Source organism: Burkholderia sp. BCC0419, from assembly GCF_902830285.1.
Taxonomy (GTDB): domain Bacteria; phylum Pseudomonadota; class Gammaproteobacteria; order Burkholderiales; family Burkholderiaceae; genus Burkholderia.
The window spans coordinates 457,108-473,344 of the sequence record NZ_CADESR010000001.1 but is presented as its reverse complement, the minus strand read 5'-3'; the positions used below and the strand labels follow the sequence as shown (position 1 = coordinate 473,344).

At 61.6% G+C, this 16,237-nt stretch carries 12 protein-coding genes; 1 reads left to right on the top strand and 11 read right to left on the bottom strand.

Annotation, left to right across the window (positions count from 1 at the left end; translation table 11 throughout):
- Window positions 1-41: 41 nt before the first annotated feature.
- From HWW87_RS02140 to HWW87_RS02110, 7 genes are all read right to left on the bottom strand, one after another.
- Complete coding sequence (locus tag HWW87_RS02140) at window positions 42-3,344, bottom strand: lytic transglycosylase domain-containing protein (protein WP_175819054.1); 3,303 nt, start codon at window positions 3,342-3,344, stop codon at window positions 42-44.
- 53 nt (window positions 3,345-3,397) lie between these two features.
- The gene (locus tag HWW87_RS02135) at window positions 3,398-5,905 is read right to left on the bottom strand and encodes a type VI secretion system Vgr family protein (protein WP_175819053.1); all 2,508 of its coding nucleotides are present in this window, start codon (window positions 5,903-5,905) and stop codon (window positions 3,398-3,400) included.
- Window positions 5,906-6,384: 479 nt separating this feature from the next.
- Window positions 6,385-8,247 (bottom strand): methyl-accepting chemotaxis protein, encoded by a 1,863-nt coding sequence (locus HWW87_RS02130; RefSeq protein WP_175820653.1) that lies wholly within the window; start codon window positions 8,245-8,247, stop codon window positions 6,385-6,387.
- Window positions 8,248-8,418: 171 nt separating this feature from the next.
- Window positions 8,419-9,090: an OmpA family protein gene (locus tag HWW87_RS02125; protein WP_175819052.1), complete on the bottom strand. Its 672-nt coding sequence runs from the start codon at window positions 9,088-9,090 to the stop codon at window positions 8,419-8,421.
- 63 nt (window positions 9,091-9,153) lie between these two features.
- Entirely contained in the window at window positions 9,154-9,918 is a 765-nt protein-coding gene (locus HWW87_RS02120) for a flagellar motor protein (protein WP_175819051.1), read from the bottom strand.
- 13 nt (window positions 9,919-9,931) lie between these two features.
- Entirely contained in the window at window positions 9,932-11,182 is a 1,251-nt protein-coding gene (locus HWW87_RS02115; RefSeq protein ID WP_175819050.1) for a cyclic nucleotide-binding domain-containing protein, read from the bottom strand.
- Window positions 11,183-11,423: 241 nt separating this feature from the next.
- On the bottom strand, window positions 11,424-12,086 hold the full coding sequence (locus tag HWW87_RS02110) for a glutathione S-transferase family protein (protein WP_174434416.1): 663 nt from the start codon (window positions 12,084-12,086) through the stop codon (window positions 11,424-11,426).
- A 289-nt stretch (window positions 12,087-12,375) separates the two neighbouring features.
- Between HWW87_RS02110 and phaZ the strand changes: the two genes are divergently transcribed.
- A complete protein-coding gene (gene phaZ / locus HWW87_RS02105; RefSeq protein WP_175819049.1) occupies window positions 12,376-13,731 on the top strand; it encodes a polyhydroxyalkanoate depolymerase in 1,356 nt (451 codons plus the stop codon).
- Between the two features lie 105 nt (window positions 13,732-13,836).
- On the opposite strand, the gene HWW87_RS02100 is transcribed toward phaZ, so the two are convergent.
- The 4 genes from HWW87_RS02100 to HWW87_RS02085 form a co-directional block, all read right to left on the bottom strand.
- Window positions 13,837-14,304, bottom strand: coding sequence for a hypothetical protein (locus HWW87_RS02100; protein ID WP_174385988.1), 468 nt, complete (start codon window positions 14,302-14,304; stop codon window positions 13,837-13,839).
- A 62-nt stretch (window positions 14,305-14,366) separates the two neighbouring features.
- Window positions 14,367-14,504 carry an HHHH-motif protein gene (locus HWW87_RS02095; protein ID WP_174385987.1) on the bottom strand — a complete coding sequence of 46 codons (138 nt, stop codon included), beginning with the start codon at window positions 14,502-14,504 and terminating at the stop codon, window positions 14,367-14,369.
- Between the two features lie 294 nt (window positions 14,505-14,798).
- Entirely contained in the window at window positions 14,799-15,233 is a 435-nt protein-coding gene (locus tag HWW87_RS02090; RefSeq protein ID WP_175819048.1) for a cupin domain-containing protein, read from the bottom strand.
- A gap of 230 nt (window positions 15,234-15,463) precedes the next feature.
- Entirely contained in the window at window positions 15,464-16,231 is a 768-nt protein-coding gene (locus tag HWW87_RS02085; RefSeq protein WP_174434413.1) for an ATP-binding cassette domain-containing protein, read from the bottom strand.
- Window positions 16,232-16,237: the final 6 nt, after the last annotated feature.

Below are 16,237 nucleotides of genomic sequence, written 5' to 3'. Positions count from 1 at the left end.
CAACGGAACACGCGTAGTCGTAAGTTTTAACGCTGATTTCTTCAAGATGGCATTCCCAAAGCTTGGACCAAACGTTGATAACGTCCCGGCGCAACGGACGCGCCATTTACCTTCGCCATAGCGCGAGTTGGCCCATAATCCTGCAAAATGCTGGATTCGTACGCCCCCCTGTTCGCCCCCCAATCCGCAGGATTCCGCGACACTTGTGGATTGTGGCTAAAAAACCGCTCTAACGATCCTCTCATGCTCTCCGACGTCTCACCAGGCCAATTTACATCCTGATCCAAGACGGTGGCGCGCCCAAGCGCAGACTGTAGATAATCCTTGATCCGATAAGGATAGCCGTTTGGATACTTATTGATAGCCTGATTGAGACGATCGACGAAATCCTTAATCTGCAGTTCCTGATATAGCGGAGATGATACTCCGTGAGCCATCGATGCAACTGGTGGGCACTTCACCGGTTTGCCCATGGTGTCCTTGGAACAGTCACGTCGGAGTGCCTTGTAAAGTTCGGGGCCGATTAGCCGAACGCCATTCGTGAATGTGGGATGCGAATAACCCAACTGTGCGTCGCTACCAGAACCGGTCACGGTCCAGCCACAATTAGCAAAGTACTGCTGATACGCGTCAGGATGCGTGTCGCGAAACACCGCGATCTGAACGGCTAACTCGCCCCCACTAGCGTCGCCTCGAATAGTCTTCTGCATCGCACCCGCGCTGATGATAGCGATATCGATCGCCTGAACGGTATCCACACAGCCTTCATTCTGAGACATGGCGCGCAGAATCTTCTCTTCTACGTCGCCTAAAGTTCCTTTGGCACGCATTGTTGTTAGCGCTGGGCAACTACCTAGTGAGATTTTGCCTGAGTGCTGTGGCCCATACCAAGGATCAGTCTTGGTATGCATGTAGCGCGTTCCCGTGACGGTCATGCAGCAGCCGCAATCGCATCCCCCCCCGCTCTGAATGAAATTCCCGATCAAACCGATCGGATGGAAATGCCACGGTTTCGGGTCCTTCGGAAGGATCTTTATGTCTGTACATTGAACGTCCTCCCACCATTGCAGCTTTTTGATTCGCTCCATTTCGTTCTGCCACTTCCAAGGGACGGCCTTCACGAGCGGGGTGATTTCTTCCCACTTCCCCATGTTGCCGCCCCATTCGCTCTCACATTTGACGACCATGTGAGAGATCGCCTCCGCCAACCACGGCGTTCTCTGTGCATCAGCGAGCTCTGTAGCGGTAACCGTGCCATCATGATTCGCGTCAATGGCTTTTTCGAGCTTCTGAATGAGATCGGAAGCAGCCAGTTTGTCAGCGCTAGGCTTGAACTCTGCCAGATCTTCCTCCATCGCCAGCCCTGCGACAAACAGATATCGCTTCGACATATCGGCCATTGTCACCGAACTGTTGTCGACGAACTCGAACCCCGGCCAATCCCACGGGCTGCATAAATTTACTTTGGGATGATCCTTCTCACGCACCCAGCCTTGAAGTGACTTTCCATCCTTCGTACCTACGATCACGTTCCACCAGCGCTTCACTTTTCCGCTCGCATCCTTGTCCTCGCGGGCTACATCTTGCGGCGCCTTTTTATTGAGATCGGCCACCCGGAAGACGTCACGGAAGTCTGTTCCTGGACCGTCCGCAAGGCTCACTTTCAACGGAAAGTTTTTCCAGCCCTTGACGGGCACCGTCGTAGTCTTATTGACCAGACTGCTTTCGACCCAGAACGGATCACCGGTCGGCGTCTCGATCGACTCCGGTTTTGACGGCGGCTTCGCGTTGGACTTCTTCCCCTTGCCAGCAGGAACAGCCGGCGCCGGCTGGGCAGCAGGAATGGTGACGGTCTTGGGCTGTACCTTGACCCATCGTGATTTCGGATCACTGACCGGCACCAACTTCAAATTCGTCTGCTCGAGCGTATAGTCCGGATCCGGAATCTTCGTGACAAGCTTCGCGCCAGTAAGGATTTCCAGAAACGGCTTGTCCGAATCCGTATCCGGCAACTCCTTCGCACGCGCCTGACTCTTCGTGATGAATGCTGGCAAATCCGGCCCTGCAAATACTTCTAGATGCAGCAACGGTCGACTCGGCTGCGGAGGGCTGAGCTTCGCTTCTCGGTAGCGCTGATATTGACCGATATGGGCAATGACATCGCCTGCATTCACGTGGAAAGGCTTCTGCAGCACGACTACCTGATCGAGCGGGCCTGGCTGGGGAATGGCCTCAAGTTCGGACTTGAATACGTAACCCCACGGCAGTTGCTGGTCGGGCTGCTGCCCCACCATCGGGCCTACCGGCGTGCCCGCTATGATCTTCGTGATCTTGACCCAACCGTGCACGCCCCCATTGTCGGATTCGTTCACCGCGAGCTCTGTGCCTTCCGGCAGCAAGCCGAGAATCTTGCCCTTACCTGGAGTAATGCGCACCCGAACACCCGATACTGGCCCCGGCAGCGGCGTATTTGCATCACATTGCTCGGCGGAACGTTGCCCACCGAGCTTGTCCGGATCGTCCGACTTCGGTTTAGGCACGTCTTGCTGGTTCGGCTTCAGCGCCTTATACGTGCGGTCAGCTTGCCAATACGCTGGCGGCGTAAGCTTGGGGGCCTTGGGATCCGCGCCCGGCGCTTTAGCCTTATCGAGGGCCGCCTTATAGCTTTCCCAATCAAGCGTGTGCATGTACAAGCTGAAAAACGTCAGCGTTTCATCGGGAGGCGGGCTCGATGGTGCTGGGGTCGGCGCTGGAGCAGGTGCCGCTGATGCAGGAGGCGTGCCGTTGGCCCCCGGCGCCGCAGCTGGCGCGGACGCGCCGTTCGGTGAAGTCGACGCCGGCGATGCAGGTGCTCCATTCGCAGGCGTCGGCGCAGGATCCTGCTTTTTCGGCGCAGGAGGAAGCGTCAGGGTGTGCCGGACCAGCACAAAGCCCGTCGAGTACAGTGCGCTGCGCTTATCCTGGTAATTCAGTTCTGGATATTTCTTGTCGAGCCGATACGCAACAACCTCACCGGTTGCAATCGCGTGTACGCCCTCGTCCTGTTTCAGGCTCTCGGCAGTTTTCTGCCCGAAGTGAATACCACCGTGCCAGATGCCACTCGCTCCAAGCGGATAGAACCCGTCCTCGGCGTTTGCAAGCACCTTCATGTAGGTCATCGGATCCGTCGCATCGATCGCGTTCGCCGAGCTCGTCGCATCCGTCGCGGCATCGGCCGTCGCAGTCGGCGAGAACGGGTAGCTCCACGCTAGCGGTCCAGATGCAGGCTTGGCGGAGTCGGACGCGGGCTTCCCTTCTGGGGCCGATTTCTTAGGAGGATGATGGGGGGCGTGCTTGTTCGTCATCGCAGTTGGAATAGCAATTCGTGATCGCGTTTAGGGAACAGGTTGAATCCCGGTCAGCCTGAAAAATCGTCCGCGTAACCGCCGTGCTTCGACACCGGCGTGCCGTTCAGCGGGTCGCGTAACGTCATGGTCGAAGCTCCCGGCTTGTCCCATGACGCGCATTTTTCGAGAATCTGACCAGATGTTCCGTTCTCGATCAGGCTCGGCGTGATCTTGATATACGACCCACCGACATTGAGAATCAGCTCCTTTTCCGCGCGCAGAACCACCCGTCCGGACGCGCTCTCGATCATGATGTCCTGTTGCGCAAGCATCGTCAGCGCATCGTTCTGAGCTTGGATTTCGACAGGACCTTTGGTCGCGAAGATCTTGATCCCGAGGTTTTGAGCATACAGACTGATCTTGTCCATGACGCTCGCGAGAAGCGACTTCCCGGCCGCGAGGTTGACATTCTTTCCCGATACCAGATTGACCTGTTGATTCGCCGAAGCGTGAAGGGATTGCTGGCTTGAAATCCCGACGCCGGCCGGACTCGACAGCAGCATGGCCGGCTTCGCAAAGCCGTTGGCATTTCCCGTGCCACCACCGGCCGTTCGCCCCCCTTTGGTGACGCCCGGAACGCTACCCTGCGTCATCTCGGTAAAGGCCTTCAGCGCATCACTGCCGTCCTGCAGGCTCTCCGCCCGGTTCGTCTCGCTCGCCTGCGAGACTGCCTCGAACACGGCTTCCGCGGCCGCAAGCTGATCCGTTGCCGCCGACACGTTCATCGGTTGCACGGCAGCCGCGTGGGTCGAGATCGACAGGCCTTGCACCGCCCGAATCGCTCCATGCGCTTCCGATTTGAGATCGAAGCCGCTACCGACGAACGACCCGCGCGTGTTGTCGGACTGCTCAATCAGGTAACCCAGATGCAGATGAGAGCTGTAGCTTGACGAGTAAAGGTGAACTCGATTCTGACCGCTCGAGTCGTCCAAGACGAGTTGGTTGAAACCGTCGCCGCCGTATTCACGGGACCGGAATCCAGACAGCAGGCCGTGCGTATGCCAGACCGGCATTGTTGCGCCCCCGTGCAGCCTCGATATGATTACCGGCCGGTCACAATCACCGTTCACGAACCCTAGGAGCACCTGATCATCCTTGCGCAATGGGAAGTAGCCGCCACGCTTTGCACCGGCGTCCGGCATCGCCGCGCGAATCCACGACGTGGACTTCGTATTGCGATCGTTCCGGCTGTTCGATGTGCGGACTCGCACACGGTTACCGTCGTCGGTCAGGATTTCCTCATCGCTGTCCGTCACTACGATCGCCGTCTGCAGGTGCATTTCCGGCTTCTCGTGCTCGAACGGACTGCGGAAAGGCGTCTTACGACGTTGCGCCTCGATCTCTACATGGAAGAATCCGACACCTCCATCGCGATGGCTCACGGTCGTACCGGTCCCGGTCGCCTGGACCTGCTCTATTTCGCTGCGCAAGCTGCGGGGAAACCGTGTGAGCGCGTCCATGCCCGGAAGATTGTTCTGAATTAGCCAGTCGCTCGCAATGATCGACAACTCGCGCTCTTCCTCCGGCTGCATGTCCAAGACCGGATGCCCCGACACCTTGAACCAGTAACCGGGCAACGCATAGCGCGGACTGCCGATCGCGAAATAGCGCTTCGATCGGGACGCCCACTCCTCGGTGCGGATTCGTGCCTGTTGTTCGCCACCGTCGGAAGCAGCCCAAGTCTGTGAGCCGGTATAGAGGTAGTCTTCGCCTTGACCTGGCAATTCCTCCAGGTTCGCCGCCGGCATGCTGACCTGTTTGTCGAGATCGGGCCGCTTGTAGTCGGCTGTACCGATGGTCAGGGTTTCGCTTTGCGCGTCTTGCTGCTCACTCAACTGAGTGAGTCCGTCAAAATCCTCATCCGTGCCGGCATGACTAAATTTCATCTCGGAATTCGGCAAGGGCGGACCGAAATAAAGATCGTCCATCATGACGACCTTGTGCGATTGACCATCGCTTGCGAAGTCGAAGCGCATAAATACCCCGACTTCCTCCAGACTCCGGTGCACGAAATTCCAGTCGGTCTCCCACTGCACGCGATGCGAATACGAGCGCATCGCCCCGCGCAACTCCTGCCCGTAATTGCCAGAGGCCTGCGGGTGCTTGTTCAATACATCTGTCAGGATCTGCCAGCCACCGGCTTCCTGCCAGTCGCGCCGATCGCTGCTGAGCTTCAAAAAGCTCAACCAGGAAGAGAACTGAAGCTGAAAATAGGACACGGTTCCGTCGTATCCCAACCGACGAGCCCGCTGCACGTAGCCATGAATCGGCAGGTAACCGCCGTCCGTCTGTCGAATCCAGAGCGTGACGGGCTTCAGGACCAGCGCATTGAGCTCGATCTTGTCACCCATGATCGACGAGGCGTCGACAATCACCTCAAAATTGCGTCCCAGACGAGCATGGAGCTTAACGTACAACGGGACGAGCCAGTCCTCGCCGAGCGGCGTGTCAAGCTTGATGATGCGATCGAACTGCGCGTGCCCACCGCGCAGGGCCTTCAGCAATACTCCCCCGCTCATGAGGATACCCCGTCCCGTGTTGACAAGTCCGGCTGTCACTGCTCTCTCAGAGCCGCACTTGCAAATATTAAATTCGTCGCCTTTGTAATGTAACTTTCTATTCCTTCAATTACCATACGAATCAGGCGCTAATTAAATTCGTCTCGGATGATTCGCTATTTCAAGCCATCTTTCGACGAAGCCACACTAGAATCATATGATAATACGTCTATTCATCGTAGAGTGACCCATCAGACGGAATATCAGCGATTGTTAAATCCAATTTACCTATGACCGCATTTCTCTAGTACCGCTCCACCTTTACCCACTCCACAGTAGTGGTCACGAGAAGTACCACCGCCTCGCCCGATCTTCGAGCTGGAAATGAAGCTCATCGTTATAGAACGTCAACGATTTCCCCCAACAAACAAAAGCGGCCACCGTGACTCCACGGCAGCCGCCCCTCAGAAACACCCCAATCCCAAACCAAAAATCAGCCCTTACTCATCCACCTTAAAAGCCGAAACCAGCTTGGTCAATTCCGCCGCCTGCTGCTTCAAACTCTCCGCGGCCGCCGCACTTTCCTCGACCAAAGCCGCATTCTGCTGCGTCATCTGATCGAGCGACTGCACCGCATCCCCGATCTGATCGATCCCGGCACTCTGCTCCAGGCTAGCCTCGGCAATCTCGCTCATCATCGCGCTAACGCCTTGAACCTGCGAGACAACATCGCTCATCACCTTCCCCGCCTCACTCACCAGCCGCGACCCGGCACCCACCGTCCCCGCGCTATGCTCGATCAGCGATTTGATCTCCTTCGCCGCCTGCGCACTACGCTGCGCCAGATTCCGCACCTCCGAAGCCACAACAGCAAACCCACGCCCCTGCTCCCCCGCCCGCGCCGCCTCCACCGCAGCATTCAGCGCCAGAATATTCGTCTGAAACGAAATACTGTCGATCATCACGATGATCTCGGAGATCCGTTGCGAAGCGTTACTGATCTGCTCCATCGTCGTCACGACCTCGCCCACCACGTGCCCGCCGCGCGCCGCCGTATCCGCCGCGCCGTTGATCATCTTCGCGGCCGTCGTCGCCGTCTCGGTGTTGTTGCGCACCACGGCCGTGATCTCTTCCATCGACGAAGCCGTCCGCTCCAGGTTGCTCGACTGCCCTTCGGTGCGCTCGCTGAGATCCGCATTCCCCGAAGCAATCTGCGCCGACCCGGTCGCGATCGAAGCCGAAGCCGCACGAATCCGGTGAACCAGCGTCGACAGCGACGACACGAACCGATTGAACGCATCCGACAACTGCCCGATCTCGTCCTGGCTCTCGACCGTCATACGGCGCGTCAGGTCGCCCTGGCCGCTGGCGATCTCCGACAGCAACGTCGCCGCGCGGCGGATCGGCGCGGCAGTCGCGCGGCCCACCAGCCAGATCACGAACAACGCAACCCCAAGCCCCACCACCGCCGCGACCAGCGCCGCGCTACGAATCGCACGCGTCACCGGCCCGAGCAGTTCAGCCTGCGGCACCTGGACGACCACATACGCATTCAGCTCCGGAATGAACGACGTCGCGATGAAGCGCGCGCCGCCGTCGCCGTCGTAGCTCAGGTACGCATACGGCTTGCCGGCGAGCAGCGTCGACGAAGCATCGCCGGGCATGCCAGGCTCATCCTTCAGGAAATGCTTGCCGTCGATCAGCGACGTATCGCGATGCATCATGATCGCGCCGTCGGGGCGCACGAGGTACGCGAAGCCGGTCTCGCCGATCCGGTAAGCCGAGATGCCCTTCGCGAGCGCATCGACGGACAGGCTCATGCTCGCCGCGCCGACCGGCACGCCGTCGAGTTCCACGCGACTGTTGATGAACATCATGTAGCCGCCGACGGTCACCTCGCGATCCATGTTCACGTCGTACGCCTTGCCCGACGACAGGAAGCTGGTCAGCCACTGATCCTTGTCGGTCACCTTCCGCTGCAAGCCCGCTTCGTTGTAGTAGTTGCCGCTCTTCACCGACACCCACTGCACGGACGCGGCCTTCTGCTCGTCCTTCACGTTCTTGGCAAGCTGAATCCAGTTGCGCGTGCCGGCGTCGGGTTCGCCGTCGGCTTCCCATTGCAGCAGGAACGCATCGCGCGCGAGAATGCGCGACGCGGCGATCGGGCCGGCCATCTGGCGCTGCACGTCGGCGCGAATGCCGTTCACGGCGGTCGGCAGCTCTTCGCGGACGACGCGATCGCGCACCGCGTTGCCGATCAGACGGACGCTGAGCCCGCTCGAAATCGCGACGAACACGAGCAGGCAACTCGTCATGCTGAGAATCAGCTTGTTCTGAATGGAAAGCTTGCGCCAGAAATGCATGGGGAACCCTCGATAACCGCTCGGTCTGAGCCAGATTGGGTTATCGGCATGCACGCGCAGAACCGCATCGCTGATTTCAGATATCGATCATTCGAGATTCGTTATGTTGTTGAAGGGCGGACATATGCGGCCGCCTATATGTACGGAAACAACGCAAATACAAGGCGTTGATCAATACGCAACGAAGATCGTCACCCGCCGATTTCGCGCCCTTGAAGCAGCATCGTCCCCCGCGACAAGCGGCTGCGTATCCGCCCGCCCGATCGCCGCCAGCCGATGCGGCGCGACACCGCGCTCGGTCAGGTAGCGCACCACACTCCCCGCACGCGCCGACGAAAGCTCCCAGTTCGATTCGTATTTCGCGTTCGCGATCGGCACGCTGTCCGTGTGGCCTTCGACGAGGATATCGCCGGTTGCATGCTCGCTCAATGCCTGCGCAATCTGGTTCAGCACCGGCGACGAATCGGGCAGCAAGCGCGCATCGCCGACATTGAACAGAATCTTCGCGTCGATACCGATCTCGACGCCATGCGGCGCCTTCACCAGCGAAATGCGTCCATTCGACTTCAACGAATCGAGCAACGCGAGCAACGGCGGCGCAGGGTCGGACTTGACGCTATCGACAGCGGCAGTCGCAGCACTACCAGCCTGCCGCGCAAGCGTCTGATACCGCGCATCGAGCGCGTTGTATTTCGCGAGCTGAAGCACATACAGCGCGAGAAACAGCACCATCAGCGTCGTGATAAGGTCCGCGTACGAAATCAGCCAGCGTCCGGACTGCGCGCCTTCGAGTTCGTCATCGTCGCGATCGGCAGCGGATGCGCCGTCAGTTCGAGCAGTCATGCTGTCGGGAATCCGGGTTCGTCATACGGTACAGGTACAGGCACCGGCACAAGCGCACGAACATCACGCCAGCGATTCCGCCGCCCGCCCGCGCACATCACCGGTCAACCGCGTCTCGATCGTATGCGGCGACTCCTTGCGCGAAATCGCGAGCAAGCCGTCGAGATACAGCTTGCGGAACCGCATCTCGCTGTCGATCTGCGCGCGCAGCTTGCCGTACAGCGGCAGGAACACGAGGTTCGCAAACGCGAGCCCGTACAGCGTCGCGATGAACGCCACCGCGATGCCCGGCCCGAGCTGCGCCGGTTCGAGAATATGGCTCGTCACCTGCACGAGCCCGAGCACCGAGCCGAGAATGCCGAACGTCGGCGCATAGCCGCCGGCCTGCTGCCACACGCGCACGGCAGCGAGGCGGCTGCGTTCGTACGCATCGAGTTCGCGCTGCAACGCATCTTCGAGCACCGCGGTCGACACGCCGTTCGCCAGCAGTTCGAGCCCGCGTCGCGCGAATGGATGAATGCCGCTCACGTCCATCGATTCGAACGCGAGCAGCCCGTCGAGCTTCGCGCGGTCGCCCCATTCGAGCAGGTCGGACAAATTCTTGCGATCGACTTCGCGTGCGCGCACGAACGCGAGCCGCAACTGCTTCACTGCGTCGAAGAAGCGCGCCCACGTGTTCTGGATCATCACCGCGCCGAGCGTGCCGCCGAGCACGATCACGAGCGCCTCGAGCTGGAACAGCATCGAGAAATGCCCGCCTTCCAGCGCGAACCCGAACACGATCGCCGCGCCGCCCAGCACCACACCGACCAGAGTTAGCAGATCCATACGCGCCTCCGTATCAAGCATTCGACGATGAAGTCGACGCGACGGACATCGCACCCGCCGCAGGCACCTTCGCCGCGCGCACGGCCTCCAGCACGCGCTGTTCGATGTCCTCGATCTCGACCGGATCGAGCTTGAGTTCGCGGCGCATCACCCACGACACCTCGTTGCGCCGCGCCTCGGTCATCACGGAAAACAGCTTGTCGGCCACCGCACGATCGTCGAGGTTCGCGATCAGTTTCGCGAGGTCGTAGGTATCGAACGCGCTGATCACGTCGAACAGCGTGCGCTGGTCGATCCACACGAGATCCTCGAGCGCGCGCACGTCGCCGCCGCGACGCGCGTTGCGACGCGAGAAGTACGCAACGCCCTTTTGCTCGACGTAGTTGAGCACCTTCGATTTGCGGAACGCGAACACTTCTTCCGCGATCTCGCCGTTCGACAGCTTGCTCAGCAACAGCGTCTTGTCGACACCGATCAGCGATTCGAGATCGGCCAGTTCGATGAGTTCGAGTTCGCTGTTGATCGACACGTCGAGATCGTGATCGGCAACCTGCTGCGCGCGGTCGATCACGCGTGCGGCGTCGAACGTGACGACCTGGCGCGCATCCGACGATGCCGCGTAGTCGGTCGCGCCGCCGGCCACGTCGGCCTGCGCGGCTTCGATCGTGACGAGGTTGAGCTTCTCCATGCGCCGCAGCATCGCGAGCACGTGCGGCCGCGAATGGCCGGCAATCGCGCGGCATTTGCGGATCACGTCGGCGAGCGGCACGGAAGTTTCGGTCGCATGCGCCTGCATCGCCCGGCGCGCCCATGTGTCGCCCGATTCGCGCGCGTCGGCGCCGGCCATCAGCGACAGCACATGCGCATACGACAGCACGCCCGGCATGAAGTCCGCATGCGTATAGGTCGCCAGTTGGTCGTCCTTGCGCTTCACGCGGCGGATCATCGTTCGTACGATATGACGCAGCAGCGCGGACACGCGCTCGATTTCCTCATCGAGCACGCCGGCCGGCACGACCGTGAGCTGACAGAACGAAAGCGCCTTCGCGGTATGCGCGCGCGGTTCGGCGGCGAGCAGCGCCGATTCGCCGAAGAACTCGCCGCGGCCGAGCGTCGCGACGATCACGCGCTTGTCGTCGCAGCGCGTGGACAGCTCGACCTTGCCGTCGGTGATGAGGAAGATGACGGGCTCGCCCGCGAAGCCCTCCGAGTAGATGATTTCCCCGGGCGCGGCGGTACGCGTCCACGATTGCTGACGATTCACAAGTCGATCCCCCTGCTGCGCTGGTTGTTGCGGACTGCGCGTCGCACGTCTGAAGCATGCGATCGCGAGTCATCCCCGTGACTCGTTTACGTCATCGGGCGCAACGCCCTTTAGGGCATTCGTGCTCGTTTTGAACCGAAATCAAGGTGAAACGTTTGCGGGTTGCACGGGCGCATCGATCGTTCGTTTCGCCTACGGCACATGTAGTGAAATTGAAAGCCCGCCGCGATCGCGCGTCAGGTCAGAACTCCATGTCGAGTTCGTCGATGTCTTCGTGCTCGGCCTTCGCCGCCTCGATCCACTCGGCGACGAACGGATGCGCGAGGACGCGCATGCAGTACTCGGCGACGTCCGATTCGAGCTTCACGTCGTAGGTCAGGAAGCGCGTGACGACCGGCGCATACATCGCGTCGGCGATGCCGATCTCGGCGCCAAACAGCCAGGGGCCGCCGTACTCCATCAGGCACTCGCGCCAGATCGTCACGATCCGCTGGATGTCGTGCTGCGCGCGCGACCAGATCCGGAAGCCGGGGAAATGCCCGCGCAGGTTCATCGGCAGCGCGGATCGCAATGCGCTGAAGCCGGAATGCATTTCGCCGCAGATCGACCGGCAATGCGCGCGTGCATGCCGGTCGTCGGGCAGCAGCCGCGCCTGCGGGCGGATCTCGTTCAGGTATTCGGCGATCGCGAGCGTGTCCCACACCGCGTTGCCGTCGTGCGTCAGGCACGGCACGAGGATCGACGGCGACAGCAGCAGCAACTCCGCGCGTGAAGCGGCATCGATCGGCACGCTGATCGTCTCGAACGCGAGCCCGCTCAGCTTCGCGAGCAACCAGCCGCGCATCGACCACGACGAGTAATTGCGGCTGCTGATCGTCAGCGTCGTCCGTCCGGTGGATTCCATTTCGCTTCCCTGCTGAATGTCGTTCGTGCCCCTGCACCGTAAACGGACGCGCCGCACGACCGCGCGCACCACGCCTGTGCGGTCCGTTCGCCGAACTGGCGCAACGTCGCACGGCATCGCGGCACGTGTCGCGCGCGTGACCGGCACGGCAACGCATCGCCTTCGCCCAGCCGTCATCACGTACCGCGCGCGTCGCCGCGCTCTCGAACCACGTGCAACGCGCGTGCCAGCTGTATGCTGGCATACGGCTTGCCTCGTTCCTTGCAATGCAGCATCACGAGCGACGGTCATGAACCTGTTTGCCTATCCGTTTTATCAATGGTCTGCGGAATGCCTGCGCCCGGCGCGTGCATGGGCGGTCGCGACGCGCGCAACGATGTCGCTGTGGCCGCCGGCGACGTCGACGCCAACGGGGCGCATGCTCGACGCGCTGTGCGAACTGCTCGAATGCTGCGCGTTCTCGCACCGTCGGCCGCCGTTCGGGATCGCGTCGGTCGTCGTCGACGGCGAAACGGTGCCGATCGTCGAGGAAGCAGCCGCGGCCACGCCGTTCGCGACGCTGCTGCATTTCCGCAAGGCCCGGCCGGTCGCGCCCCAACCGCGCGTGCTGATCGTCGCACCGATGTCCGGGCACTTCGCGACACTGCTGCGCGGCACGGTGCGCACGATGCTGGCCGATCACGACGTCTACATCACCGACTGGCACAACCCGCGCGACATCCCGCTGACGGCCGGGCGTTTCGGTTTCGACGAGTACGTCACGCACGTGATCGACTTCATCCGCCACATCGGCCCGGACACGCACGTGCTCGCGATCTGCCAGCCGACCGTCGCCGCGCTGTCGGCAGTCTCATTGATGGCGGCCGGCGGCGATCCGGCGCAGCCTGCGAGCCTGACGCTGATGGCAGGCCCGATCGACTGCCGCGTGAATCCGACGAAGGTCAACGCGCTCGCGACGAGCCAGCCGATCGAATGGTTCGCGCGCAACCTGATCAGCGTGGTGCCGGCGGGTTTCGTCGGTGCACAGCGGCGCGTGTATCCGGGCTTCGTGCAGGTCGGCGCGTTCATGTCGATGAACCCGGACCGCCATGCGGCGTCGTTCGCCGATCTGTACTACGAACGCGCGAAAGGCGACCCCGCGAAAGCCGACACGTTGCGGCACTTCTACGACGAATATTTCGCGACGGCCGACCTCACCGCGGAGTTCTATCTGGAAACGGTCGAGAAGGTGTTCCAGCAATACGCGCTTGCACGCGGCGAGCTGACGGTCGACGGCACGCTCGTCGAACCGGCGGCGATTCATCGCACCGCGCTGTTGACGGTCGAAGGCGAGAAAGACGATATCTGCGCAGTGGGCCAGACGGTGGCCGCGCAGGAACTGTGTTCGGGGTTACCGTCGTACTTGAAGACGCACCACGTGCAAACGGGTGTGGGGCACTACGGCGTGTTCAACGGCAGCCGGTGGGAGACGCAGATCTATCCGATCGTGCGGGCGACGATCCACGACAACGAGCCGTACGATCGCACCGCGAATGCCGAAGGCGACACGAGCGGCACCTACTACGTCACGCTGCGCGCGCTGCTCGATGCCCGCGCATCCGGGATCGATGCGGCGACTGAAGCGCAATCGGATCACGTGCACTGAACGCGATTGGCGACACAGCGAATCGCCCCGCCGGAGAGGCGGGGCGACGTTTGCTGCAGCAGCCGACAACGCGCGAGCGAAACCACTCGCGCGCCGGGCTGCTCGTTACGAACAAGCCTTGCCGTGCGACGCGTGGTAGCCCTTCGTCTTCGCGTCGGCTTCCGACATGTAGCTGCCGTGCTTCGTCTTGCCGTAGTACTTGTCGGTCGAGCAGTGATAGACCTTCGTGCTGTCGTTGGCCCACACCTTGCCCGCGCCGCCGCCCGGCGCGGCGGCCGCGGTCGTCGCGGCGGCGCTCTTCGCGGGGGCGGTGCCCGATGCCGGCGCGGCGGAAGCCGCCATTGCCGGCGCCGCGGCCGGTGCGCTCGCCGCGGCAGCGGCCGATGCGCCGTACCACGTCTTCACGCCCTTGTGGCCAGCACACGCACCCTTCTTCGATGCGCCCGAGTAGAACGAACCGTCCTTGCACAGCCCGGTCGTGCCGGCCGGCGCGCTGGCCGGAACCTGCGCGAACGCACCGATCGACACACCCATGCCGGCGACCAGCGCGGCGATCAACATTGTCTTTTTCATGGTCCTCTCCTGATTTGCCTGAATGATGAAAGCGTCCGGGACATTCCCGGGAGCAACGACAGTTACCGCACCCAGCGGCACGCGCGGTGGTGGTGATGATCGAAATGGCACACGCGGTGCGAATGCGCTTCGGCCAGTGCCGGCACGAGCACGGCGCAAGCCAGTGCGGTTGCCGTCAGGATCTTCGCGATGCGGTTCATGGTGAAACTCTCCCGGATAGGTCAGCCGGTGATCCGGCTGGTACCTCCTTAACGCCGGTCGTCGACAGGCCGTGCACCGCACCGGCGTGCAATTGACGATCTTTGACATCGCATCGCCAATTGCGGGTCGAAGCTGACGAATGTCTTTCTTTTCTTTCCGGTTCTTCAGCTTCGCGACCGTTTGGAATTCGAAATAATGTTTCGAATCGGAAGGCAGGTCGCGGATATCAGCGGAGCAATAAAAAACCGCCTGAATGAAGGCGGTTCGTCGAAAACGCACACCAACCCGGCTAGCTACGCACCGGCCTCGCCCCACGGCGTCGGCGGCGGCACCGCGCACGGTCCGTCGACGTCGATCGATTTGAAGTCGGCAGGCCCGACGATCTCCAGGTACTCCATGTCCGGCGAATAGTCGAACAGGTAGTGGACGATCCCCGGCGCCTGGTGCACGCAGTCTCCGGCCGCCACCAGCGTTTCCTGTTCGCCATACATGAAGCGCGCCCAGCCCTTCAGCATGATCACGATATGGAACTCGGCCTCGTGACGGTGCCAGCCGGTGCCCGCCACCGGTGCATGATTGGCCCTGACGAGTTGCGCGATGACCTTGCCGTTCGTCGCGGCGGCGATGCCGAGATCGCGGTACAGGAAAAAGTCGCGCAGGCCCTCGCCTTGATAGGCGGTGTCCTGCGGCTTCACGTGGGAAAAAGCGGTGGGGGTCGGCGTGCTCATCGCGGTGCTCCTTCATCGAAAGGATCACGCGAGACAAGCATTTAGCGTTCCAGTTTGCGGCGGCGCGAAATCGTGCACATAGCCGCTTGCGCCGCTCGCCGGTCAGCAGCGTCTTCCAGCACACGCTCTACCCCGACGGCCGCCTGTGGAGCACGGCCGAGGGGGCAGGCGCTCGCGAACGCGTTCGGCTCGCGACTTCACGGGCGATGCGTCGCCCCACACACACGTACTTACTTCAACCGCCCCGACAGAAATTGCCCGAGCCGCTCGCTCTTCGGATTCACGAGAATCTGCTGCGGATCGCCCTCTTCCTCGATCTTCCCCTGATGCAGGAAGATCACGTGATTCGACACGTTGCGCGCGAAGCCCATCTCGTGCGTGACGACGATCATCGTGCGGCCTTCCTCGGCGAGCTTCTGCATCACCTTCAGCACTTCGCCGACGAGTTCCGGATCGAGCGCCGACGTCGGCTCGTCGAACAGCATTACTTCCGGCTCCATCGCAAGCGCACGCGCAATCGCGACGCGCTGCTGCTGGCCACCCGACAGGTGCGACGGATACATGCCCTCGACGCGCGGCGCGAGCCCGACCTTCTCCAGATACTGGCGTGCCCGGGCGATCGCCTCGTCACGGCCGATCCCGAGCACGGCCATCGGCGCCTCGATCACGTTCTCGAGCACCGTCATGTGCGCCCACAGGTTGAAGTGCTGGAACACCATCGACAGCTTCGTGCGCATCCGCTGCAACTGCTTCTGGTCGGCCACGCGCAGCGAGCCGTTGCGGTCGCGCGTGGTCTGGATCGGCTCGCTGCCGATCGTGATCTGCCCCGAGCACGGTTGCTCGAGGAAGTTGATGCAGCGCAGGAACGTGCTCTTGCCGGAGCCGCTCGAGCCGATGATGCTGATCACGTCGCCGGCCTTCGCCTTCATCGACACGCCCTTCAACACCTCGTTGTCGCCGAATTTCTTGTGCAGGTTGTCAACGGTAAGCTTGTACATGCTGGG

Excerpts from the sequence above, each read along its gene's own strand:
- HWW87_RS02095 (WP_174385987.1), bottom strand. The coding sequence starts at position 14,504 with ATGAACCGCATCGCGAAGATCCTGACGGCAACCGCACTGGCTTGCGCC.
- HWW87_RS02090 (WP_175819048.1), bottom strand. The coding sequence starts at position 15,233 with ATGAGCACGCCGACCCCCACCGCTTTTTCCCACGTGAAGCCGCAGGAC.
- HWW87_RS02125 (WP_175819052.1), bottom strand. The coding sequence starts at position 9,090 with ATGACTGCTCGAACTGACGGCGCATCCGCTGCCGATCGCGACGATGAC.
- HWW87_RS02120 (WP_175819051.1), bottom strand. The coding sequence starts at position 9,918 with ATGGATCTGCTAACTCTGGTCGGTGTGGTGCTGGGCGGCGCGGCGATC.
- HWW87_RS02130 (WP_175820653.1), bottom strand. The coding sequence starts at position 8,247 with ATGCATTTCTGGCGCAAGCTTTCCATTCAGAACAAGCTGATTCTCAGC.
- phaZ (WP_175819049.1), top strand. The coding sequence starts at position 12,376 with ATGAACCTGTTTGCCTATCCGTTTTATCAATGGTCTGCGGAATGCCTG.
- HWW87_RS02110 (WP_174434416.1), bottom strand. The coding sequence starts at position 12,086 with ATGGAATCCACCGGACGGACGACGCTGACGATCAGCAGCCGCAATTAC.
- HWW87_RS02100 (WP_174385988.1), bottom strand. The coding sequence starts at position 14,304 with ATGAAAAAGACAATGTTGATCGCCGCGCTGGTCGCCGGCATGGGTGTG.
- HWW87_RS02085 (WP_174434413.1), bottom strand. The coding sequence starts at position 16,231 with ATGTACAAGCTTACCGTTGACAACCTGCACAAGAAATTCGGCGACAAC.
- HWW87_RS02140 (WP_175819054.1), bottom strand. The coding sequence starts at position 3,344 with ATGACGAACAAGCACGCCCCCCATCATCCTCCTAAGAAATCGGCCCCA.
- HWW87_RS02135 (WP_175819053.1), bottom strand. The coding sequence starts at position 5,905 with ATGAGCGGGGGAGTATTGCTGAAGGCCCTGCGCGGTGGGCACGCGCAG.